The 23,931-nt window shown below is 67.7% G+C and carries 14 protein-coding genes and 2 pseudogenes; 4 read left to right on the top strand and 12 right to left on the bottom strand.

The window, feature by feature from the left end:
* Both AB0D46_RS07940 and AB0D46_RS07935 read left to right on the top strand, forming a co-directional pair.
* The gene (locus AB0D46_RS07940) at positions 1–948 is read left to right on the top strand and encodes an LLM class flavin-dependent oxidoreductase (protein ID WP_362876418.1); all 948 of its coding nucleotides are present in this window, start codon (positions 1–3) and stop codon (positions 946–948) included.
* Between the two features lie 76 nt (positions 949–1,024).
* A complete protein-coding gene (locus AB0D46_RS07935) occupies positions 1,025–2,227 on the top strand; it encodes an erythromycin esterase family protein (RefSeq protein ID WP_362876417.1) in 1,203 nt (400 codons plus the stop codon).
* Positions 2,228–2,239: 12 nt separating this feature from the next.
* Here AB0D46_RS07935 and AB0D46_RS07930 read toward each other — a convergent pair whose 3' ends face one another.
* On the bottom strand, positions 2,240–2,770 hold the full coding sequence (locus tag AB0D46_RS07930) for a hypothetical protein (protein ID WP_362876416.1): 531 nt from the start codon (positions 2,768–2,770) through the stop codon (positions 2,240–2,242).
* 485 nt (positions 2,771–3,255) lie between these two features.
* On the opposite strand from AB0D46_RS07930, the pseudogene AB0D46_RS07925 reads away from it, so the two are divergent.
* Positions 3,256–3,381 (top strand): annotated as a pseudogene (locus tag AB0D46_RS07925) (TerD family protein); the annotation flags it as partial.
* 311 nt (positions 3,382–3,692) lie between these two features.
* A pseudogene (locus AB0D46_RS07920) lies at positions 3,693–3,884 on the top strand (CorA family divalent cation transporter); the annotation flags it as partial.
* Positions 3,885–4,125: 241 nt separating this feature from the next.
* On the opposite strand, the gene AB0D46_RS07915 reads toward AB0D46_RS07920, so the two are convergent.
* The 11 genes from AB0D46_RS07915 to AB0D46_RS07865 all read right to left on the bottom strand — a co-directional run bounded on the left by AB0D46_RS07915 (position 4,126) and on the right by AB0D46_RS07865 (position 23,877).
* Positions 4,126–5,559 carry a TerD family protein gene (locus AB0D46_RS07915; RefSeq protein WP_362876415.1) on the bottom strand — a complete coding sequence of 478 codons (1,434 nt, stop codon included), beginning with the start codon at positions 5,557–5,559 and terminating at the stop codon, positions 4,126–4,128.
* A gap of 501 nt (positions 5,560–6,060) precedes the next feature.
* Positions 6,061–6,909 (bottom strand): hypothetical protein, encoded by an 849-nt coding sequence (locus AB0D46_RS07910; protein ID WP_362876414.1) that lies wholly within the window; start codon positions 6,907–6,909, stop codon positions 6,061–6,063.
* Positions 6,906–12,143: a caspase family protein gene (locus tag AB0D46_RS07905; RefSeq protein ID WP_362876413.1), complete on the bottom strand. Its 5,238-nt coding sequence runs from the start codon at positions 12,141–12,143 to the stop codon at positions 6,906–6,908. Before AB0D46_RS07905 ends, AB0D46_RS07910 begins: the two co-directional genes overlap by 4 nt.
* 490 nt (positions 12,144–12,633) lie before the next feature.
* Complete coding sequence (locus AB0D46_RS07900; RefSeq protein WP_362876412.1) at positions 12,634–13,380, bottom strand: hypothetical protein; 747 nt, start codon at positions 13,378–13,380, stop codon at positions 12,634–12,636.
* Complete coding sequence (locus tag AB0D46_RS07895) at positions 13,377–13,781, bottom strand: hypothetical protein (protein ID WP_362876411.1); 405 nt, start codon at positions 13,779–13,781, stop codon at positions 13,377–13,379. The genes AB0D46_RS07900 and AB0D46_RS07895 overlap by 4 nt, the downstream gene beginning before the upstream one ends.
* Before the next feature lie 174 nt (positions 13,782–13,955).
* Entirely contained in the window at positions 13,956–14,804 is an 849-nt protein-coding gene (locus AB0D46_RS07890) for a hypothetical protein (RefSeq protein WP_362876410.1), read from the bottom strand.
* Between the two features lie 182 nt (positions 14,805–14,986).
* On the bottom strand, positions 14,987–18,202 hold the full coding sequence (locus tag AB0D46_RS07885) for a trypsin-like serine protease (RefSeq protein WP_362876409.1): 3,216 nt from the start codon (positions 18,200–18,202) through the stop codon (positions 14,987–14,989).
* 12 nt (positions 18,203–18,214) lie between these two features.
* Complete coding sequence (locus AB0D46_RS07880) at positions 18,215–18,541, bottom strand: trypco2 family protein (RefSeq protein ID WP_362876408.1); 327 nt, start codon at positions 18,539–18,541, stop codon at positions 18,215–18,217.
* A 417-nt stretch (positions 18,542–18,958) separates the two neighbouring features.
* Positions 18,959–20,704 carry a UvrD-helicase domain-containing protein gene (locus tag AB0D46_RS07875; protein WP_362876407.1) on the bottom strand — a complete coding sequence of 582 codons (1,746 nt, stop codon included), beginning with the start codon at positions 20,702–20,704 and terminating at the stop codon, positions 18,959–18,961.
* Positions 20,701–22,626 (bottom strand): AAA family ATPase, encoded by a 1,926-nt coding sequence (locus AB0D46_RS07870; RefSeq protein WP_362876406.1) that lies wholly within the window; start codon positions 22,624–22,626, stop codon positions 20,701–20,703. The genes AB0D46_RS07875 and AB0D46_RS07870 overlap by 4 nt, the downstream gene beginning before the upstream one ends.
* A 195-nt stretch (positions 22,627–22,821) precedes the next feature.
* A complete protein-coding gene (locus AB0D46_RS07865; RefSeq protein WP_362876405.1) occupies positions 22,822–23,877 on the bottom strand; it encodes a serine hydrolase domain-containing protein in 1,056 nt (351 codons plus the stop codon).
* Between the last annotated feature and the right edge of the window lie 54 nt (positions 23,878–23,931).

The following is a 23,931-nucleotide window of genomic DNA, read 5'->3' as shown; positions in this document are numbered from 1 at the left end:
ATGCGCGTATCCGTCCTGTACCCCCTCATGCCGACGGACCCCGAGTCCCTCGTTCCCTTCGCCGCACTCGTCCGCGACGGCGGGGCCGCCCGCCTCTGGCAGGGCCAGTCGCTGAGCGCGGACACCCAGCAGGTCTTCGCCTATCTGGCCGGCCGGGGATACCGCGTCCCGGTCGGCACCAGTGTCGTCCTGATGCCGCTGCGGCACCCCATGGAGGCCGCGATCCAGTCCCGCTCCCTCGCGCTGCTCACCGGCCACCCCACGGTCCTCGGACTTGGCCCGGCCACCCCGGACTTCGTCGCCGGCCTGCACGGCAAGCCGTACGACAGCCCGCGCGACACCTGCGTCGCCTACCTCCGGGAGGTGCGCCGACTCCTCGGATCCGAGGACGACGACGGCGCCGTCCGGTTGCCCGCGCTGCCGCACCCCGGCGTCGAGACCGGGCTCGGCGTGCTGCGCCCGGCGCTCGCGCGCGCCGCCGGTCAGGTAGCTGACGCCGCGATCAGCTGGATGACCCCGCACGGCTACGTCCAGGACACCCTGCTGCCCGCCATGGCCAAGGGCGCCGCCGAGGCGGGCCGCCCCGTGCCCCGCGTGGTCACCATCGTGCACGCCGCCGTCAACCGCCCGCACCGCAACCCGTACCGGCTCGCCTACACGGCGGCCCGCGCCCACCTCGCCGGACCCCACTACTCCGACATGCTCCGCCGCGCTGGGCTGCGCGTGCACCACAGTCGCCCGAACCTCGGCGCCCGCGCCCTCGTCGACGCCGGCGTCTTCCTGCACGGCACAGTCCAGGAGATCGCAGCCGGACTGGCCGAATACGGCCGTGCGGGCGTGGACGAAGTTGTAGTCAACGTCGCCGGCGTGTATTCCGATCACGGCCGAGAGGACGCCGTACGAGACCTCCGGGACATCCTGACGGCGTGCCGCGAGGCGGAGAACTGAAACACGATCGGGTGTGGCGACACGGGCGGACCGCAGGGGCCGCGCTCCGCCGCACGCAGGGAGGAGAGGCACCCCGGTGCCCGACGACATCGCCCGCTGGCTGACCGAGCACGCCCACCCCCTGGACACGCTGACCCCAGGTGCGCCCACCGACGACCTGAAACCGCTGGGGGTGAAGCTGCGCGGCGCCCGTATCGTCGGTCTCGGTGAATCCACCCACGGCACCGCCGAGTTCTTCCGGCTGAAGCACCGGATCGTGGAGTTCTTGGTGCGCGAGGAGGGGTTCACCACCCTCGCAATGGAGGCCAGCGAATCCGCCGCCCGGGCCGTAGACGCATACGTTCGGCACGGCGTCGGCGACCCCGCCCGGCTCGTCGCCCGACTCGGCTTCTGGACCTGGCGGACCCAGGAGATGGTCGACCTCGTCGAGTGGCTCCGCGCGCACAACCGGGACCTCCCCGAGGAGCGCCAAGTCCGCTTTGCCGGCGTCGACCCGCAGCGCGGCGCCGACTCGGTCGAGGCCGTCACGGCCTTCCTGCGCGCGTGCGCGCCCGAACGGGAAGGGAACGCCCGCGCCCTGGAGGTCCTGGTCCACGCCCGCCCCGGCTCGCGCCCCGACCCCGAACAGGCGCTCCGGCACCACGCCGAGGAGGTCGCCCGCCACCTCGCCGACCACGACGCCGACGACGACGTCGTCGAGCACGCTCGGATCCTGGTCCGCGCCGCCGACCTCGTGACCCGCTCGCTCGACCAGTCCGCGGGTGAGGAGAGCGCTTTCGCCGTCCGCGACCGTGCCATGGCCGACGCCGTCGCCCGCCTCGTGGACGACGACCCGACGGCCCGGGTCATGGTCTGGGCGCACAACGGCCACCTCGCGAAGGGCACGTACGGGGACGGGGTCACCGCGCTCGGCAGCAGGCTCCGTGAGCGTTACGGTGACCGCTACTACGCCCTGGCCCTGCTCTTCGGCAAGGGCTCCTTCCTCGCCCGCAGGGGCGACGACCTCCAGGCCCCTCCCGTACGGCACCGCATCGGCACCGGAACCCGGTCCATCGAGGCACGGCTCGCCGACGTCCTGAAGGGCGACTACTACATCGACCTGCGCTGCACCGCCCCCTGGCTGCACGCGCCGCAGGCACAGCGCAGCTTCGGCGCCAACGTCCCGCGGTTCTCCTACCACTTCCACACCGCGCCGCTCGTACCGGCGAACGACTACGACGGCATCGCTTTCGTCGCCCGCTCGACCTGCTCCCACCCGCTGCCGCAGGCTGAGGAATGAGCGGGACCCTACTCACGGCCACATCTCCAGCAGGGCGTTCAGCGTCAGCTTCCACATCGGCTCGGCCCCCGTCCCGAAGGCGGCGGCGAGCGCGTACCCCACCGCGGCGTCGTGGGGCTCCGCGTGCTCGCCGCTGTTCGGCTCCTCCCACTCGGCGCTGACCGTCCCGTCCCCGGTCGACGTGAAGACGCCGAGGAGACGGCCGTCGCGCAGCAGACGGCTGGTGCCCAGAGAGTCCGGCACCAGCAGATACCCGTGTCCCCGCGCCGCGGATTCGACCTCCACCCGGTACGAACGCCGGGTCAGGAAGCCCTTCGCAGGGCGCAGGGCCTCGTCCGCGCCGTCCACGCTCAGGGTGAGCCGCCCCTGTTCGCGCGTACCGATCGGCACATGGCTCTCCGGCGGGGTACCGGCGCTCCGCCGGATCTCGGTGCGCGGCAGCCCGTCGCCGCTCACCGTCACCGTCCCGCCCTCGTGGTCGAGCGCGATGTGGACCATCCCGAAGAGCCGATCGGCGGCGGGCTTGTACGTGAACTCCTCCATCGGCGCGCTCCCCTCTCCTCGTCGCCCTGTTGATCGTCGCCCGCCAGTCTCCGCCAGGGCGGCGAGGACGGTTCCCTTCTCGGCCACGGAGTCGGACGAGCCGGGGAGAGCGTTGGGCGACCTGATCCAGGGAATGCCCCCGTCATTCAGCCCGAACGGGCACCGCGACTGAGCTGGTACACCGCTGGTCGCGTGCGGGAGACGGGGGTGCCACCCAGGCTGGGCCGTCCGTGGCCTGCTGCGTGGTCACCGCAGATGCAGGCGTGAAGCCTTGGTGAGCTCACAGCAGGTTGCCGACCGAGGGCGTCTGCTCTGTTGCTGACTCCGGGGGCACGGTGCGGTGTATGGCGAGTTGCCGAAGCCTCGCGACTGGCGTCGCGCACGACGATACTTGCGACGGGTCAGGGCGTCCTCACTCTGGGGCCTGTCGATGCGCCACTACCTCCTGGACCTTCCAGCCACCCGCCGACCCGGCCATCCGTGCCATGGTCGTCGCGGAGCTGTACCGGCACAGGTCCGCCGAGCATCGGCCGGTGTGGAAGCTCCGAGCAGTCGGACAGGGTTGGGCCGACGGACTCGATGGCCTGGCCAGGGCGCACGGAGTAGATGTGGGGTAGCCCGTCATGTCGATGCTCGCCGAAGGTGGAAGCCTTCCGCGACTTTCCCCCAGCCGCAGCCAACGACGTACGTGAAACGCTCCGTAGCGCTCTCTGCGGCCCATGTCGCCCCGCTGACCAGCGGTGAACCACCTTCGGAGGCACCCTCTGCTGGGGAGAATTCGGGGAGAATGAAGCCGCGTTGGGGAGCGGCTGGGGAGGATCGGCTGCACAACTGGGCAATGCGGCGAAAGATCCAGAAAGACAGATCGCCCCAGATCAAAGGCCCCCTCCGGGGGATTCCCGCAGGTCAGCGGTGTGAGGGTGACGACTTCAAGAAGATCTCCTCGTGGGCCGCCATCCTGTTTGCACCCACACTCGTGGGAACCATCTACGGCATGAATTTTGAGTCCATGCCTGAGCTGGGTTGGAGCTTCGGATACCCCCTTGCGATCTGCCTCATGGGAATGGTTTGCATCAGTTTGTACGTGATTTTCAAGCGACGGGACTGGCTCTAAGCCCCTCGCGTGACGCTCAGTCATCCTTCGCACTTCGCTTTCGCATCACTCGTAGATCGGCCCAGAAGCGGCCGTGGGAGGTCTCTGGGGGGAATAGATGCGGGTGATCTCCTCGCCCTGCCCCCGACAAGCCCGCGACCAGCCCTTTTTGGGCGTCGGCAAGCTCTGGGGAGAATCCGGGGAGAAACGAATGGCAGTCGGCGCCTTGCGCCCGCCGCAACGAGCCCGCCCGGCTTCCTGTTCAGCGGTACCTGCAGAGCCCGCCGACCCTGCGGCGCATCACGGACAGTGATCTCCAGGCACTTGCCGTCCATCCCATGGACAGTTCTGCATGGGTGAGGGAACCGCATGTCAGTCCCGTGTCGACGTCCATGTTGATCGCGATCGTCATGCGCTGGACGTGTTCCGGCAGGGCTGCGAGGTGGATGGCGGCGCGCTCGACGTAGTGGGTGCCATCGTTCTGCTTACCCAGGAGACGCGCGGCCCCCTGGGCGGCGGACGGCTGGTTGTAGAAGACGAAGTCCTCGTCGGAGGAGACCCGGCTCTGTGCGTCGGTGAGGAAGAGCGTGAGGTCGGCATCTGCGCCGGCGAAGCTGAACGCGACGGACAGCCCTTCCCATGCCTCGTCGGGCAGTGTGAGGTTCTGCCCCGGCGTGAGCGCCGTCGGGGCAGCGAGTACGGGCTGGCCCATTGCGGGCGGCTGGGCCGCCGACGGGGTCTGGGTCCTCCACTCGGCGAACGTGTGGATCCGGTAGTGGTCCGGGGCCTGCGCATCGGGAGTGGCCGGGACGTTGGCGAGGAGGTCGCCATCCAGGCCGGCGAGCGTGGCATCAACGGAGGTAGCGTCGTCCTGGGCATGGTCGAGCAGGCTTTGCAGGCCGGGCAGTCGACTGGTGTCCAGCGGCTTGATGGTGCTCGCAAGATTTCCGGAGGCGGTCGTGCCGACGGCGCAGGCGACGTCCTGGCCGATGTCGAGGAAACGCAGCGCGTCCTCCGGCTGCCGCCAGGGGACCGACTCGATGGCCTGGCGGGTCCACCGGCCGTACGCCACGAACCCCAGCCGCTGGGTGTCCGGCATGCGCGTGATCACCGCGAGGTCGATCGCGATGATCCCCGGCGCTACGGCGAAGCCCTCCTTGAGGGTGGCGACGACGTTGGACCCCATGGCCGTGAGCCACCACAGGACCCGGTGCCGCTTGGTCAGCGTCTTCAGCGTGGGGCGCCCGCTGGAGGTGACGCCAGGAGTCTGGTCGGGCAGTGAGTCGATGTCGTGCTGCCGCATCACCACGGACATCACGGAGCCGTCGACCCCGACAGCACAGCCGGCGGCGGGGTTGTCGGAGAAGGCGTAGTTGACCGTCTCGCACACGGTCGCTTCGTCGTTCGCGACGAGGGCCTGCCACCATTGCTGTGCCTCGGCGTTCAGCTCCCCGTGGACGCCGTACAACCGCGCCTGTTCGGCAGCCAGGTACCCCGGAGCGTCGTGCTCGGCCCGCAGCTTCGCCTCCGTGCGCTCGGCACGGGCGAACACGCCGAGCCCCGCCAGGTGGAACGCTTTGGCCTCGGCCAGAGCCCAGGGCAGCCCGAGCTGCGGGGGCCCGGCTATCACCGGCGGGTGCACGGGGGAGAAGGACTGCAGGTGCACGCTGGTCATCTGCTGCCGCAGCTCCCGCAAGTGTGCGATGGCAGCATCCCGTTCCGCCTCTTGCAGGGCCCGCTGGGCCTGCCGGCGCACCCGTTCGAGCTGCGCGCTCGAAGGTCCTGCCGTCCGCGGACGCGAGCCGGAGCGGGTCGTCCGACTCGTACTGGTCCGGCGGCGCCCGCTGCCCAGTGCGGTAGAGGCATAGAGGGACCCCATCCCCGACGAGAGCGTCGTCCGCCCGCCGCCCACGCTCACGCGTGCCATCCGCGGCCCGACGGACGTCCGTACGCCCCTGGTCGAGACACGCACACTCAGTCCGGGTATACCAACGCGGAAACCGAAACCCATGGAGCCTCCCCTGCTGCTGCGGGGAGTCTGTCACTACTCCGGTGCCACTGCGTCAGAATCGTTGCATTTCGCCAACTGCAGGGATGGGCGCCTCGCAGGAAGAGATCATCTCGTCGGTTCGAGATGGCCTGACAATTGTTGCTTGGCCGATCCGATCACCTGGTCCGCGGTGCTGGACCGAACGGCTCAGCCGAGCGCTTCTGCCAGAGCGAGTCCGGTTTCGCGAGCGGTCAGGTAGGGGCGAACATCGTGGGCATGCGCGCCGTTGTTGACCGTCTGGTCCTGGATACGGGTTCCGAATGACGGTGCGAGCTCTTTGACCAGAGCCACGGAATCCCCGTGATCGGCGATGTTGATCCAGCGCTTCAAGGGCACCGGCCAGCGGGCTGTTCCTCCATGAGGCGCGGGTTGTAGCCGGTCGAAAACGAGGCCGCGTACGGCGAGGGGGGACCCGAGAGTGATCAGCGTGAGGTCCTGCCACTGAGGGTGGGCACACAACGTCTCGTAGGCGACGACACCGCCCAGGGAATGGGCGACGATGACTGCCGTCTCGCTGGTCACCGCGCTAGCCAGGCGATCTCCGGCCGCCTGGCGGACGTCTGGCTCGGTGAAATAGCGTCGGACCTGGCGCGCACTGCCGATCATCGCACCTTCGGCGAGGCCGGCGAAGAAGGCCGAGTGGCTGAGCGCGTTGAGCGCCCGCTGGACGATGCGGGGGGTACGTAGCCGGCCAGTGGCATCCGGTCCAGGTACACGGGTATCGGCGGCCGCGGCCGCCTCCCACCACGAGAGGAGCAGTTCGTGCTCGAGTCCGGGTTCCACGTCGGACGCGTCGAGGGGCGGCTCGCCCAGACCGCGGTGACCGGGTCGCCGGAACAGGTCACCGTAGAAGGCGACCGAGATGTCGTCGCGAGCCAGTGTGTCTGCACCTGAGAGGGCGAGGCCGTCGTTCAGGGACGGAAGCCATGCCTCGGCGATCGTCTCGGGCCCCTTGAGCTGCTGCGCGATGCCGTGGACGAGGACGACGCGGGTCATCGGGAATCCCCCTGTTCCTTATGGGCTGAGGGGGTGAGGCGGAGGGCCGCCAGCCCCATGTCTGTCGCCACGCAGATCCGGCCCGCCTCGTCGACGGCGACACCGTTGATCCCGCTGCCGACGTTGATCTCCGCCTGGAGGGTGACTGCTTCGAGGTCCCAGACGCGTACCAATCCGTACCCGTCGGCGGCGACGAGCGTAGGAGTGCCACCCACGTTCGTCACGCGCACGCGTCGCACCCCGGCCGGGAACCGGTCCAGCTCGATGCCGGAGGACGAGGAGCCGTCCAAGGGGAGCATGCGGACCCGGCCGTCTCCGGCTCCGGTCACGAGGTGGTCGCGCCCGCCGATCACCGCCAGATCCAGTGCGGTCGCCCCCATCTCGTAGCCGGTTCCGACCTCCCCGTGAGGGCGTCCGGTCCGGAGGTCCCACAGGCGTACGGTTCCGTCGTACGAGGCGCTGGCCACGATCGGCACGCCTTCCACCTGCCCGGCCCGCAGTGCGCTGACCAGGGCCGTGTGCCCCGGCATGGGCGGGCATACGGGAGCTTCCGTGGCGAGGTCCCAGGCGTGAAGGGTGTAGTCCCCGGCAACGGAGATCACGACGGGGCGCCCCTCAAGGACGCCGGCGCGTGCGAGCCACGAGAGTCCGGCGCGGCGTGCCAGTCTGCGACGTGTGCCGAGACCCCATACCTCGACATCGGTCCAGCTGCTGCGCACCACGATCGAGTCGCCGTCGACGGGTTCCGTGACGGCGTGGTAGATGGAGGACGCCCCCGAGGTCAGGTGGCCGGCGGTCTGTCGGCCGGTCTCCAGATCGTGGACGCGCACAGCACCGTCGAGACTGCCCGCCACGACCACGGCGCGGCCGTCGGCGGTGCGGGCGATGTCGGCCGACAGCAGATGTTGTTCGAGGCCGTACAAGGGTTCGCCCAGCGGCTGCATGGTGGTCAGGCTCCACAGGCGGACCTGGAGGGCGCCGACGCCGATCATCACCGGGACGTTCCCGATCCGTCCGAAGACGGGCGGAGCCTGCGAACCCGGGGCCAGGTTGTTGCAACTGGCCAGGGCCGGACCCTCTTGGGTGCCGGACATCAGGTCCCAGACGCGGAACGTGTTGTCCCACGAGGTCGTTGCCATGACCGTCCTGCTGCCGATGCAGCCGAGTGTGGCTGCCGCGACGAAGCCCGTGTGGCCGAGATAGGGGCCACCGACGACGGCGGATGTCTCCATGTCCCGGGCGTGGACCGCGTTTCCGTCGAGGATCACGATGACGACGGGACGCCCCTGGTGGAACCCGACTCCTACGGTCCGGGCGGCGGGGGTGAGAGTGGACGCGTCGAAATGGGAACGGAGCGTTGCGGTCAGGTGGCTCGGACCGGGCTCGATGCGCCACAGGTATCCGTGGTCCAAGGAGGTGCACAGGACGGCCTCAAGTGTTCGTCCGCTCCGTCGGACCGACAGGTGCCGGATGTCCCCGATGTGGCCGGTCAGCGGCGGACAGAGCTCGGTGCCATCGCGTGCGTCCCAGAGACGCACCGTTCCGTCATCGCTTCCGGTGAGCAGGATCGGCCGTCCGTCCACTTCACCGAAGACGGCGCAGCGGACGGCATTGGTGTGACCGAGCAGGGGGACGACCGAAGCCCCCGCGCGCAGCGGCTCCGACAATCGCACGGTCGTGTCGGATCCGCCTGTGGCCACGACGAGTGAGCCACCCACCTCTGCGACTGCGACGGCCAGGACCTGGCCGGTGTGGCCCTTCAGGGGTGAGGCGCATTCCTGGCCGGTGCCCATGTCCCACAGGCGGGCGGATCCGTCTTCGCTCCCGGTGACGGCCAGGTCCCGACTCCGGTACGAGTGGTAGGCCGCGGCCAGCACGGGTCGGGCATGGCCTTCCGCGGGCTGGTCCGCCGCCAGGTCCCAGATGCGTGCCGTCCGGTCCTCGCTCACCGTCACGGTGAGGGCGATGTCGCCCTGGTCGAACAGTGCCGCCGCGGTGATGTCGTGGACGTGGCCGCGCAGAGGAGGCCCGAGTTGCTGCAAGGTGCGGACGTCCCATACACGGGCTTCCATGCGCCCGCTCGTCACCGCAACGGGCCGACCTCCGAATTGGCCGGCGGCTGCCGAGGTCACTCCGCTCCGGCTGTAGTAGACGTGTGCGCTGACCGGCTCCCCGACCTGACGGCGATCGTGCAGGTCCCAACGGCTCAGCATGCCCGCCTGGTCGCCGACCAGAGCGATGGTCCGGCCGTCGACTTCGGTCACGCACACCGCGGAGACGCCCATCGCGGTGCCGATGAGGGGACTGCCGTCCACGCGGGCGCTCCCGCCGTCGACCACCTCGGACAGGTCCCAGACGTACACCGCCTTGTCGTCCCCGCCGGTGACGGCGATCGGCCGTCCGTCGAGGACGCCGAAACTTGCGGCGAGGACGGAACGGCGGTGCTCGGTCAGCTCGCTCCCCAGCTGACACCGGTCCTGCAGGTCCCACAACCGCGCCGTGCCGTCGGCGCTCGCGGTCAGCACGACCGCGCGGCCGTGGAGGGCTCCCACTGCGATGCTCGCCACGCGGTTGGTGTGCCCGCGCAGCGGTGCGCCGTACTCCTGGCCCGCCGAGAGGTCCCAGACCTTGACCGTGCCGTCGTCGCCACCGGTCAGAGCCACCGTGTAGTCCCCCAGATCGCCGATGGCCACGGAGCTCACGGCACTGCCGACGGACATGGGGTCGCCGATCTGCTGCTGAGCCGTCAGGTCCCAGATCCGCGCCGTGCCGTCCACACTGCCGGTGACCGTGATGGGACGGCCGTCCAGCGCGCCGACAGCGACGCAGCTTACGGTCCGGGTGTGACCGGCGAGCAGTCGGTGAACGCCGCTCGTGGACCACCAGGCCCAGTTGGCGGCCCATGGGCGGGCCAAGGAGAGGTCCTCGATGCGGTCGGCCAGCAGGTCGGCCTCGCACCGGCGGGCCGAGAGCTGCAGGTCCGCGGCACGGTCCCCGATCGGGCGATCGTGTGCCAGCCGGTGTGCCACGTGTTCGTACGCGCTGCGGATGCGCCGGGCCGTGTCGCCCTCGATGGAGGAGAACGCCGTGAGGAGGGCTCGCGGATCACTGGCCAAGAGGAATCCGGGATCCTCGATCAGGTCCGTCAGTACGCCACCCGCGGCCGCGTGCGTGGCCAGATGGCGTCGGACGTACCCGGCGGCGCCGAACCAGTCCGGCGGGCCGTCGGCCGGCTTCGCGACGAGCGAGCGCAGGGCCCGCACGATCGACCGCTGTACCTGCTCTGCCGCCCGGTCCGCGGTGGCGCGCAGATGCTCGGCGAGCGCCTTGTGGTAGAGGCGGTAAGCGGATCGTTGGTCGTCGTCGATGACTTCGGCGACGTATGCCTCCGCCACGTCCAGCGCCCATGTGATGTCCTCTTCGGTACAGACGACGCCCGATATCACTGAGCTGAGCGTGGTCCACACGTGGCCCCGGGGCAGCCCCTTGCCCTCCGAGAAGGCCAGCGCGAGCAGCATCCGGCGTACCCGGGCCTCGTCCGGACCGAAGCGGGCCAGGTAGTCGTCGAAGGCTTCACCGACCTCGCTGGGCAGGTCCTCGGCCCAGCCGGTGCGGTTGGTGTCGACGGGTGAGCAGTCGGAGCGCAGGGTGCGGGCCGTCGTCCTCGCGTAGAGGTATACGCCGGCCGCCTTAGCCGCGACCGCGTCGGCGACAGTACGGGCACGGTCGGCCTGGCCTCGGTAGGGCGTCGGAATCTCGGGCTCGTCGCCGGCTAGCAGCACTCGGGCGACGTAGCCGGACACGTCTTCCTGCGTGGCCCGGTAGCCGTCCTGATCCAGGTCTGTGACCGTGAACGTGCGGCCCAGCGGGCCGACGAGTTCATGGCGGGCGCCCACGAGCAGCCTCACGCCGGGAATTTCCGACATGGGGCGCAGCAGCTCGCGAGTGATCCGGCGGGGCTCACCGTGGCCGCCGGCATCTGCGGCGGTGTCCGAACCTGCTTCGTCGACGGCATCGACCACGATGACGATGGGCGCTCCCTGACGCCCGCGCCGGGTCAGCTCCTGCAGCAGAGCGGCAGGGCCGTCGGTACGGGTGTCCAGCGCGGTGGCGATGCGTTCGACCACCTCCTCCAGCCGCTTGTGCCGCGCGTGGACCGCGGCCGAGACGCACCCGGCGGGGAGCACGGTCGAGGCGTCGACACCAGAGAGGTCGAGACGAGCCCGGTATCCGGGGTCCGAAAGGGCGACGATGCGTCCGAGCACCGCCGACTTTCCGCATCCCGGGCTGCCAGTGACCACCCTTCCGCGACCGTCGCCGTGGGGCGAGGTGAGCCAGTCGACGAGTTCGGACAGCACCCGGATCCGGCCGCTGAAGTACAGGCCCTGTTCGGACTCGAACTCCACGCCCCGCGACCGGGGGCCGAAGTGCTCGTCCAGATCCCGGTCCGCCACGCGCCGTTGGACCTGCAGATCGGTGCCCAGAGGAGGAAGCTCCTCCCGGTAGTTCGAATTGGCCAGGAATGGCGCGAGGCCGGTCACGAGTCCACTGGCCAACTCGGCCCGCTGGCCGCGGCCTTCGGCGTCGAACTGTTCGTTGACCGCTTTGACGAGTTCGGTGAGATCCAGGTACTGCTGGCGTTGTCCGGTTCTGCCGGCGGTGGTTTCGACAGCTTCGATCAGGGCCGTGACGAACTTGCCGTCTTCCGCAATGTCCTTGTGCCGGGCCGATCCCAGGAACCACAGGCCGGTCGAGGCGCGGCCGGAGGTGCTCTGGTAGGCGATCGTCTGCAGCGCGACCGCAGCGGCGTCTGCGCTTCCCACTCCGGCCGAGCAGGTGTCGAGGATCAGCAGCAGGTGACGTAGCTCGCCGCGACAGAGGATGCGTACGAGGTCTTCGGTGGCCAGGGCGCTGGAGACGAGGTCGTCCTCCTGTGAGTCCCAGCAGAGCAGATAGTGGCGGTCGCGTTCCTCGACGGATCCGTGTCCCGCGAAGTACACGACGACAACGTCGTCGGCCGTCAGATCGGCATCGGACGACCAGTGAGTCAGCTTGCGCCGTATCTGGTCGGCGCTGTCGTAGTCGCCCAGGCCGGGTAGTGCGGGCTCGTAGCCGAACGCCTGGAACAGCTCGGTCGCCGCCCGCACGTCGGCAGGGACGGAAGCTAGCTGTTCCTCCTTCGGGAGATGGCAGTACTTGCCGCTCCCCAAGGCGATGAAGAATTGCCTTCCCACCCCACCACCCGACTTCGTGGACCACCGCCGTGAACTCTACCCAGCTGAAGGGCCGTTGCGGCGTTGGTTCCAGTGAGCGGAGATGTAGATCCATCTCTTGACGCTGAACATTCGTCAGGGATGCCCTTCGATGGGGGTTGCTTCCGGGGGTTGGCTCTGAGCTGCAGGCAGGTGCTTTCGGTGATCAAGTTCGACTGTGAGTCAAGCAGAGGCCACCGACGTCACCGCTTTATCCCAGTTTGCCGCATCAGGTCCGGTAGGGAGATTACGCCAGCGGGATCCCCGCGTCGTGCTGACGCCTGAGGCGCTCGGCGAGGAAGCGCCGAGTGAGTTGGTCAGATCGACTAACGGCGCGTATTTCGCGCGAAGCGCCTGGCGATGCATGTCGATCTCGACCGATGGCCCTTCCGAGGGGAAGCTCACCACTTCCTGACGCCAAGGTGTCATCCCGTCGCACCAGCCAAGTGATCAGATCGGAATGGGCTCGTTGCTACGAGTAGGCCGCGTAGAGGATTGATATCAAGATGCCGATTAGAACGCCGATTCCGAGCCACCGCAATCTTCCTTCCCAGTCAGGGAGAACGACCGGGGGAGGCGGGGTCACCCTCGCCTCGACTCGTTTTGCGATGTCAGCGAGAACCGTGGTCACCTGCTCGAGTCTCACCGTCTGAGGGTTGTCGCCCTTCAGGCTTCCGATCCGATCTGTCGCCGTACTGAGATTCGCCATGCTGTTCTCCAGCCGTGTGACGAGCCCGTTGAGGTTGTTGTCGTTGTGATGGTCGACAAATCCCTCCAGTCGCCTGACGAGCAGAGAGAGTGCGTCGAAGTCTAGCTTCGCAGAGGCCTTGGACAGTCGGTCTGCGGCCTGTGACAGCTGGCTGGCAACTTCCTCGTTGATGCTTTGACTCGCATGGGTGAGGAGGCTGGCGACGTCCTCGTTGATCCGGTAGGACGCGCGTGCGATCTGACCAGCGACGTCTTCGTTGATGCTTCTGGCGGCCGAGGAAAGCTGGCTGACCGTGTCAGGTGAGATGACGCCATCTCGCAGAGCCCTTTCGAGCATCTGAGACAGCGCGGGCGCGGACTTCCCCAGTTTTGCGAGTGTGGCCCTTGTCTGCGCGTCGATCTCGTGATGGATATTGATGTCGCCGTGCTGGTCACGGCCGATGAAGGGGCCGCTGCCGTAATTGCTCTGAACGGTAGCTGGCTCGCGCGGTGTTGGAGCATCAGTGCTCACCGGTCATCCCGGGTGTTGATGTTGATATCGCCGTAGTGGCTGTTGCCGATGAAGACTCCGGATCCGTGGTTGTGCTGGGAGTCGATGTTCAGCGTCCTGGTCGGCGCCGAGGTCGTCACTTCCTCGATGCCGGTTCTGGCATCGGAATGAGCATCGAGAAGGGCGGCGAACAGTTCGGTCCAGGTGTCGGTGACGGTGCGCTCGGTGATCTCACGCCGCGTCAAGGCTACGGAGTGCTCATCCAGCACCTGCAAGGCAGTGGCTTCCTCTTGTGGGTTGCCGCTGCGACGGAAGATGGCCGAGATCCGGGTGCGCAATATGTCAACCTGCCCCTCGATCAAGTAGGAGAGGACACCGCTGGCGGCTCCTGTGCTCACTGCCATGACTGCTTCTCCGTACATGGGACAGTTCCTTCTTCGCGAGGTGAGTGGCGGTCGTGTGGGGTCGTATGACCTGATCCAGGCCGTCTCGCCGCACCTAACGGGGGCGGCGCTTCGGGGGCACCGGTCCCGGCCAGCGCAGTCGTGGGCACCTGGGGCCCCGGTTCTTCAGGCATGGCGAACCGGGGCCGGCGGCTACTGCTCGGTGGAGATCGGGGGGCGGTCGTCGATGACGATGCGGGTCCTCGTGGCATCGCCCTGTGCGGGGAGAGCGTCCGTGATGACGCTGGCTATCCGGCTGTAGTAGGTCGAGGCGAGCGCGCGGTCTTCTCGTGAGGTCGCGTGTGAGTGCTGGGTTGTATGCAGGGCGCTGAGGACGGCGATGAGGGTACGTCCGGAGAGCGTCACATTGGTCTGCTCGGCGTCGTCACCGCTGGTGGCAAGTCCCGGGACACGGAAGTGAGCGTTTCGGGCGCCCTGTTCCACGATGAAGGCCCATGCGTCACGGTGGCAGATCAAGTCTGCGGCGCTGACGCCGGCCGCCTGCTCAAGTACGGCGTCCAGCGTCCACTGACTGGCGGGCATGGAGGCTTGCACCTGGGGCTCGGAGTCCGACGGGGCCTGAGCTACCTCCTCGTCCAGGACAGGCGGCTGTGCGGTGATCATGTGCATGGCCTCGGGGGCTGATGCCACAACGAGTGGGCTGGGATCCTCCGCGCCTCCACCCGGAAGTTCTGTTCGTGCTTCGGCGGCTTGACGACGTGCAGTCTCAAGCTCCAAACGCAGTGATTCCGATTCGCGGCGTGCTTCGGTGATTGTCTTGTGGACATCGTTGAGTTCGCGGTGGAGCTCGCGCAGTTCGTCCCGGATATCTTGCAGGCCGCTCTCCAGCCTGGTGCCGAGCTGTTGGCGGAGATCAGTGTTGAGGCCGCGGAGCTCGGCTAGACCGGTGCGCAGCTCCTGTCCGAATTCGGTGCGCAGCAGCGTGAGCTCTTCGGCTGTCTCGTTGTGCTGTTCGTTGATGGAGCGGCGGAACATTGCCATGCTGGTCCCCCTTCTCGGTGCGTGGTTCGGCAGCCGTCCAAGGATCGTGGCGCCGATACGGGTTGTGCATGGCTTCCTTTAGGCGCTGGCCTGATCTCCCCGTGGGCAGTCCGAAATGCCTGCCATCGTGCCGAGCCCAGAGCCCGTGCCTCTAGTCACCGGGCGGCAGCGGCAGGGATTGGTCACGGATCGAGAGTGACGGTCCATTCGGTGGCCAGGTTGCGGCTGGATGATGAGGCGCGGGCAACGACGCCCAGGCAGGGTTGAGGGCGGGCATCGAGGATGTGGCCTAGCTCTGTGGCGGCATCGCTGGTCATCTGATGACCGGTAAGAATGATCAGCGGCTTCCACAGGTCATTCGATGGGTCATGGAGGCGGGCGTCACGGGGATGATCAAAGCCCAGCGCGTGGAGCGCGGAGCGGGCCGATTCGGTGTGCGTACGAGTGGCTTCCAGAGCGTCCTGAAGGGTGGCGTGCTGTGTGATGTGCTGTCTGGCGTAGCCGATGTCCCGTGCAGGGATACCTAGGGCATGCACCTGCGTACGGCTGGCGCGGGACCCGCTGGTGAGCCCGATGGCCAGTTCGCCGAGGATGGGCTGGACTCGTTTGGCAGGTCCTTCGATATTGATGAGTCCGACATATTCAAGATCGACGAGTGTGATCGTTCCGTCGGAAGTCCAGCCCAGGTGTGCCAGGGCTGGGTATGCGGCCGATGGTGCATTCGTCTCGGGTCTGAGAGGCAGAACGTGGTCACCGCCGCAGCGCCACACCGTGTCGGCTCCTTGTGAGCGGAACGGTGTGATGGCCGGAGCAGCGGTGGACAGGTTCAGCTCGATGGTGCCGTCCACGCGTAGAAGGACCGTATTCACAGCGGGGAGGGAAGAATTGGACTTACGAGCCTCCTTAGCAAGGCAGCGCAGGGCCTGGTCCAACCTCTGTTGCCTCCGAGGGTCGGCGAATGCCCCGCTCGATAACCGAAACCGAGCGGGAACCGGCTCTCGAGCGCCGGGGTGGGCCTGTGGAGGGAAGTGGAGCCTGAGGGCGGCCCGACGACGAGCCTTTCGGGCCGAGGGTAGAGGACTGGGAACGGGGAGGTGTTCCTCATGCTCTCCGGTGCCCCGGTCAGTGGCGACAGGGGTGCCGTCGCTGGCTTCGAGGGTGGTGGTATCCGGTGTCCCGCTACGGGGATTGGCGTCACGCTCCATGCTGGTGGGCTCAGTGGGCTCAGTGGGCTCAGCGGGGGCCTGAGGGGCAGGTGGGCTGGAGCACGGCGCGAGCTGGTCGAGCAGGGAGTCGATTCGACGGAGGTGGTCGGTGGAGTCGTGCTCGCCAGCATTCGGCCGACTAGTGGCAGCGGGCTTGATGGCATTCAGCCAGGCGACTGCATCACTTGGGGGAAGCTCGCTTGCGACATTGACCGCGGTGGCGAGGAGGATGTCTGGCGCAGCGGTCACAGCGCGGGCGACGCTGTTGGTAAGGGTGGGCTGATGTGTGGTGGCGCGTGCAAGGACAGTCATGGCGCGGTGCTGCTGGACGGTGGAAAGACCGGTGTCGGGGAGGATACTGACAACCAACTCGCTGTCGCTGTCGCGGTCTGCTCGAGCGATCAGTTCAGCGGCGAGAATGTCCGGGCTCATCGCTCCCCAGCGTGCTCCGTCCGTCGACGGGTAGAGGTCGGCAAGCATCTGCTCGACGCGGCGCATGATCTCGCGATCTGGGAGCTGCGGACGGTCAAAGTCTCGGTCGTGAAAGCGAAAGGCTGCGATGACAGCGTTCAACGCGTCTCGGCGTTCTTCGGCCCCGACGATTCGTTGAACAGCGACGAGTTCGCGTAGCAAGTCCCGCTGGTGGTGGAAGAAGTCGTCGAGACCGTGCGAGCGCACGCTGTGCCGCCAGTACCTGCTCTCATGGGCCAGGAGAACATCGACCGGACGGATGACGTCGGCGGCGGAAGGAACAACGGCGTGTTCCAGTACCTGGGCGAGGGCAGCCATGTGGATGGAGACGACGAGTTCCTCGGCCGGCCCTGCTGAGTGGTCTTCGCGTCGAGGTTCGGAGACTACTTCGGGCTCATCGCATCCTGCCAACAGGTTCTCGACTGCGGCAAGTTGCGCGATGCGCTCGCGGAAGGCGTGGGTGGCAATCTCGAAGTTCCGCGCACCTCCGGCGCGCGAGTGCGCCGCCGACGCAGTCAGTCGCACCACGGTGCCCATCTCCATCACCGTGGAGCCTTGCCACTCCATTTGGAGATTCCTCCACCACTGCTGTGCGGATCTGGCCAGCAGCAGTATCCGGACTCGGTCATGGGTGTGACGCGCACCCATGAATAGACGCAGCGTCTCTTCAACCTGGTCCACGCGTGTCTCTGCATAGTCGAGGACCAGCAAGAGCGGCCACATGTTTGTCGTCAGCGATTCCAGCGACCCGCTGGCCCTCTGTACATCGGAAAGAAACCCTGCCGTCCACGGTGAGCGCCGCTGGGTCATGCGCCGAATCAGTTCAGTTGCCAGCCTGGTCTTCCCGACGCCTCCAGGGCCGAAGATCACGGCCACGTCCACCACTCGCCGGCTTGTGCACCAAGACGTCAGGTCGGTGAGCTCCTTCTCCATACCCATGAATGGCACGACCTCGGCCTGCGGTGAGAGCAGATACGACGGCGATAGGTGAGGAACGGGTGGGGCGTGGAACAGAGGGCTCTGGTCTGCGGACTCCAAGTGTGGCGTGATGCCCGTGTGCGTGGTCACCACGGCGGTGAAGTCGGGAAGCGCGAGCAGGCGCCGCACGGGCAGAGCCCATAGTGTTCGGCTTCTCCAGGCTTCCGGGACGGCCTCGACCAGGCCGATGAGGATCTCGTTGCAGAACAACCCAGCGCCCGACAGACCACTCCAGCCGCTTTTGCCGCCTACATCGCCGGCCAGTGAATTCGAGACGTCGACGTCGTACTTCGCAGCGTTCAGGCTGGTCACCGCACTGACATGACCGACGACCTCCCGGTCGCCGTGCACCACGGATTGACTACCGTCTGGGCGGACGACAGTGCGCCATGCGGCCCGCGGAAAGCCGATGGCCGAGCATGTCGGCTGGACCTTCGGCCTCGAACAGGTCAGTTCGCCCCATCGGACTGGTGCCAGGTCCCTACCCAGCCGTCTCGGGTCTCCGGACAGGAGCACCGCATCCAGATCCCGGTCGCCGACCCACACGACCTCGACCGAATGTTCCTGCCGGTCACGCAGCACCCATACCCGGATCCGCCCACCGGGCGCAGGCGGTCCTCCACCAGCCTGCGCCACGACGTGCAACGCCGTCAGGACCAGACCCGGAGCGATCAAGGTGCCCGACCCGCAACCGCCGCCTGCGCCGAGAACCTCCACAGTCCGCGGCCAGCTCGCAGCCTCCACCGCGCGCCTCGCCTACTCGAACAGGTTCTCGCCGTCTGCTTCCCCAAAATTGGTGGCGTCTCCGCTGATCAGCACGTGATCTGCTCCGTCAACCTCAAGATTCACTGTCAACCGATGGGTCCGGGCCCTCGACCACTCGCCCTTCGCCTCGGTAGATACGACGAATGCCTTCACCCCGCCCGATGCTCCCCCACTGGCCCGAAGCTCGATCCCCAGGTCCAAGGTGACCTCTTTGACCTTGAAGCGGATCGCGGCCCCATCTCCTTCTTGCTGGGCGGCCGCAAGCCCTGCTCGTACAGCCTTGAGCGCCTCGGCAAGCTCAGTCCCGTCCTGCTCCATGAACCATCCCCCTTTGGTCACTTCCTGATCGAGTGTGTGGCAGCAGGCGCACTCGCCGCAGTCTTTTCATTGCATTCCCTCTCCGCCGCCAGCCCGAAGTCACTACACGACGTGCCCCTCAGGGTCCCGTGTCGCCTGCGAGCGAGTGAGGTGCAGCAGCGCCACCACTCCGAGGCCGGCCGTGAGGGCGGCGCCCACCCCTGGGTGACTCACACCACCGGTCAGCGTCCCGGACGTCTCCGACTTTCCGTCAGCACGCCAGGACGCCAGGTCAAGAACATCACCCTGACCACCCGTTGCCGAGCACTTCAGCGTCGGGCTGGCCAGCGCTGAGTCCTACGGCCTCCAATCCGTATCCCGGTGAGCGTCGTTCGACCGCGGTTGGCGGTCGGCCCTGCCTCATAACTGGGAAAGGAATCACGTGACTCGCACAGGTACCTGGCGTCCGTCCAACAGTCGGGCCAGCGCGTCGATCTCTTCCTCAGGCAGGGCGATGGCGGCCAAGCGGCGGGCGCGGGTGACAGCGACGTACCAGACACGCAGCACCTCGTCGGTGGCCGGATCCGAGTTGGCCCATCGTTGGACAGTTCCAAGGTCGGGCAGCAGTAGCAGGACCCCGTCGGCTTCGTCGCCTTTGAGCTGGTGGACGATGTTGGTGCGTATGCCGGTGGCCTGCTGGGAGCGGGACAGGGTGGGTTTTCCTGCAGGGCGGCCCTTGCCGCCCTGCGGAGCGGCCCCGGGCAGAGGGGGCCAGGACTTCATGGCCTGCCACACCTGTGAACCCCATTCCTTGTGGGGTGCAGGCAGGCTGTACAGGAACGCGAAGGCCGTGCGATGGATCTGACCGGCCGACAGGCGGTGGGCAGCCATGATGCGGTCGAGGCCGCCGGTTTCGCCTGGGTACCAGTATCCGAACAGGGCGCGTACGGCGATGGTGCAGGCCCGGGTGAGGTCGTCGCTCGAGGCGTCCGTGGTGTGGACAGTGGTGCGGGCCCAGGCCAGGCTGGTGATGGCGTTGGTGTTGGGCTTTTCCCGGGTGATCCCCGGCAGGGTGGCGTATTTGTAGGCGGTCACGAGGCAGTCCTTGGCCTCGATGGCGTACTTCTCGGCGCGTGCATGGAAGACATCGACGATGCCATCACCGGTCGGGGCGTGGAGGTGGCGGCTGCCAGAGGTGGCGAACCGGGTGGGTAGCAGCAGGACAGGGATGTCGTCGTCGCGTGTGACGGACGTGTCCGGTGGGCGTTGTCCCGTCCGTAGGGTGGCCGCCAGGCGGCAGATGACGGGAGAGCTTCGCCAGTTGCCCGTCAGGCGGTGAGGAGTGTGGGACAGGCGGGCTGCGAAGTTCCCCAGTGCGTGCGGTTCGGCGCCGCGCCAGGCGTAGATGGCCTGGTCCGGGTCGCCGACGAGGATGAGTGGCAGGCCGGCGTCGTGCAGTAGCTGGAGGATTGCCAGGTCGGCGGCGGAGCAGTCCTGGGCCTCATCGACGATGATCTCCGCGAACCGAGAGCGCAGTGGGGTCAGTAGCTTGGCGGCCCCGGCGTTGCGCAGGTTCCACAGGGCCAGCTGCCGCGCCTCATGCCCGGTGAAGTAGCCCTGTCCGCACAATGACTTGCGGGTGGCGGAGATCTTTTCCTGCCATGCCAGGCGGTTGTAGGCGCTGGCCTCGATGAGCTGCCTGGTGTCGTAGTCGAGCCTGTCCCAGACCACCTCCTCGCGCGCCGGTTTGGGCGAAGGGTGCAGGGCCATGGGGAAGCGGTGCAGTGAGATTTCGCGGTCCATACCCTGCACCGGGGCCTTGATGCTCGCCCACGAGTCCAGAAGCCGGGGAACGGGCTCGGCAGGACGCAGAGGTTTGACCAGGAACTCCCACAAGAATGAATCGAGCGTGCCGATGAAGTGAGGCGCCTGGACGAGGTCGGCGCGGCCCGCTTGGCGGCAGCGGCGGGCCATCTGATCCCGCGCCACCCGAGTGAACGAGATCAGCGCCCGGCCTTGGCGTAGCAGCTTTCTGGGCGACTGCAGATGGCGGTTGGTGATCACATGCGTTTTGCCCGCGCCTGGGCAAGCGGGCACGTAGGCGGGAGCGGTCAGCGTTGTTGCGGTGTTCTGCTGTGCCTCCGCGTCGGCTCGCACCGCCCTCGTGAGCACCGGCTCGCTCATGGCGCGATCCCCTCGTCAGGGTTGTCGATGGCGGTGATGAAGCAGATGGCATCCGCAAGGTAGTCGGGCACGGTGAACTGCACTGCCGGATTGGCCAGCACATCGGCGAGCTCCTGGGCGAACCGGCCTTTGGAGATCTCGGTGCCCCTAACGACCTGCTCGTCCGCACCCGTGACAGTCCGACTGCCCTTCGCGACGAACAACTCCCCGAACGCCAGGGCGGGATCCTTTGCCTGTGTGACCTGCTCCCAGCGTTCCGTCGAGCGCGGCGCACACCGCAGGAACGCGGCCTTCAAAGCGGCGATGTTGTGGGCCGACCACAGAGCGGGTTCCAGCGTGCGGGGCGCCGCGGCCAGGTGTAGCTCACCAGACGAACCCCACCGGAGAGGAAGCGCCCGCAACGACTGCAGCCGGCGTGGTTCCGGCTGGTCGGGTGCCACATCGGTGTCGGTGATCAGTGCTACCCGCCGTCCCAGGCTCATCCCGTCCACGGGTGCCAGAAGCACCCGCAGATAGACCTCGAAGCCGACGCCGTCGACGATCACTCGGGTGGTGCCGAAGAAGCGTTCCAGTGCTTCGGACGCCTCCCGGACTGCTTGTTCGTCGGCACCCGCAGGGGCTGCAAGCACCCGTTCGGCCAGGGCGGGCAGCAGAAGAAGTTCGGAAATGCCCTCCACCAGAATCGCTCGTGAGGCGAACAGTAGAGCGCTCTTCGTGGCATCTAGGTAGCGGTCCAGATGCCGTATTCGATCCGGGCTCAGATGCAGCCGGGGAATAGGCAAAGGACGTGCCTGCCAGCCGCCGGACAACCCGGCCGGGCACCGGGCCATGATCACCAGATTCTCAACGCTGGCGGCGGCCGACAGGATCGGGGAATGAGTCGTGACTACCACCTGCAGGTGCCCGGCTGGCTGGGACGGGTCACCGGCAGGCCGGCAGCGCGAGGCCCGCGCCCGCTGCTGCAGGTAGCGCAGCAGCAGCGTCTGTAGTTGCGGATGCAGGTGCGCCTCAGGCTCCTCGACCAGCAGCAGAGTCAGGTCGGCCTCCGCCGCTGCGTCCAGCTCCGCCACTACCGTGGCGATGAACAGGGCGTTGGCGTAGCCCAGCCCCGAGGCCGACAGCGGAAGAGGCTGGCCGACAGCATCACCCAACAGCACCCGCAGCGACCGAGCGATCGACGCAAAGGTGGGCTCAGCCAGGGCCAGTTGACTTGTCTGAGGGTGTGCGCCGACGGTCATATTCCGCAGCGGCTCATTGATCTTCTCGCTGACTCTAGCCACGTCCGGGTCCGCGGCCACCTTCTTCAGATCGCTGCCGATCCGCTCCACGAAGGCATCAACCCGCTCGTCGTCCCCCAATAGCCCGCGAAGGATCATCCGCACCCGGTCCCCGCCCGCCGAGGCCAGCTCTCGCTCCGCGTCGCGCAGCGCGGGCAGGTAGACATGCCGCACGCCGCCACGAGCCGGAGGATCGCCTGTGACAGGGAGGCCCACGCCCTGCGTCCAGACGGTACTTCCCCGGCGTCCGCCCGGCTGCGGAGGTGTCCAGGACACCTGCCACCGCGCGGTACGGCTATCGGGAGCTCCTTCGGGCACCAGTGTCTCCAGGTACGCCCCACTGTGCTGCGGGCCGATGCCTGCCACGTCCAGTTGCAGGAGAGGGCCGCCCAGCGTGGCCGCGGCCTGGAGGACGTCCGCTTCTTCGAAGTACCGCATCCGGCGCCCATCCAGGGGATCCGTGAGTAGCCGGAGCGCGTCGATCACGCTCGACTTGCCCGCGTTGTTCTCCCCGACCAGCACCGTAACTTCCGGCCGCAGCGGGATCTTCATCCGCTCGCACGATCGGAATCGCTCTACCAACACCTCGGCCGCGTACACCGCTCGTCCCACCCCTGATCTGTGGCTCAGAGCAACAGTGGGCATATGATAATGGGCTTTATGTGGTGTGGTCTGTTCGATATCTCCAGCACTTCTTGCCGCAAGGGCGCGTCGAGTCCTGGCCGCTCGGTCATGGTTTCCCGGTGTGGCATCCGTCGGCGGCCCGATCGGGAGACCATAAGCGCCGTCCGCTACGTGCATGCCGCATGGCGGGACCCCGCCGTGAAGAACGTTGAACGATCATGGTCTCCGTGGCCGATGCGGTGAGGTGAACCCGGCAGTGCGGAAGGTGTTCCGGATTTCCGTCAGGGGTTCGCGGTCGCGGTTGAGACGGAGCTTGTTGGTGAGGAGGACGGCCCAACGGCCCTGGGTTGGGCTGATCCACATGCCCGTGCCAGTGAAGCCGTAGTGGACCCAGATGTCCTCGGCCGGGTCGGTGCCGGGGGCGGGGTGCCAGAAGAGGCCGCGAGCGGGGTCAAGTGCGCCTGTTTGGATGCGGAGGGACTCCTTGATCCAGCTGGGGCCGAAGCCGGCCGGGGTGGGTCTGAGCATGTGGCGGAGGAAGCGGGCCAGGTCGTCGAGCACCGAGAAGGTGCCGGCGATACCGCAGACGTCGTCGAGGAGGCGGGCGGAGAAGTCGTGGGCGGTGCCCTTGAGGTGGATGCCGGTGGTCTCGTCGTACTCGGTGGGGGCGCAGCGGGTCGACTCGGCATCGGGGAGGGGGCCGAAGCGGGTTTGCGTCATGCCCAGGGGGTTCCAGATGCGGTCGGTGGCGAGCTGGTCCAGGGGCTGGCCCGAGAGGTGTTCGGCGAGGTAGCCGAGGACGAGGGCGGCTCGGTCGGTGTACTCGACGGCTTCGCCGGGCGGGCGGTGGAGGGTCTCGTGGAGGACGCCGTCGCGGATGTCCTGGGGGTCGGTGCCGTAGAGGTTCTTCAGGTTGGCGCGCAGTGGCAGGCCGGCGGTGTGGGTGAGGAGGTGGTGGGCCGTGGCCCGGGCTAGAGGGTGGCCTGCGACTTCGTCCCAGAAGGTGCCCAACGGGGTGTGGAGCTGGAGCTTGCCCTCTTCGATCAGGGTGCCGATCGTGGACCAGACGGCGAGGATCTTGGTGAGGCTGGCCACGTCGAAGACGGTGTCCAGCCGCATCGGCTCGTCCGGGTGGTCGGGGTCTAGGAGGCCGACGGCTCCGCTGGCCTCGATGCCGTCGGCGTTCCCGACCGCCCACACTGCGCCGGGGTAGACCTCGTCGCGTACGCCGGTCTGGAGGAGGTCTTCGATCCGGTCGGTGATGTGGGTCATGGTCTCCCGATCGTCGTGGGCCGCGGGTGGTCCACTGGCCAGGTTAGTGACGCG

Origin of the sequence: Streptomyces sp. NPDC048383, from assembly GCF_040651775.1 — a bacterium.
Lineage (GTDB): Bacteria > Actinomycetota > Actinomycetes > Streptomycetales > Streptomycetaceae > Streptomyces.
This window is presented reverse-complemented; position numbering and strand designations above follow the sequence as displayed.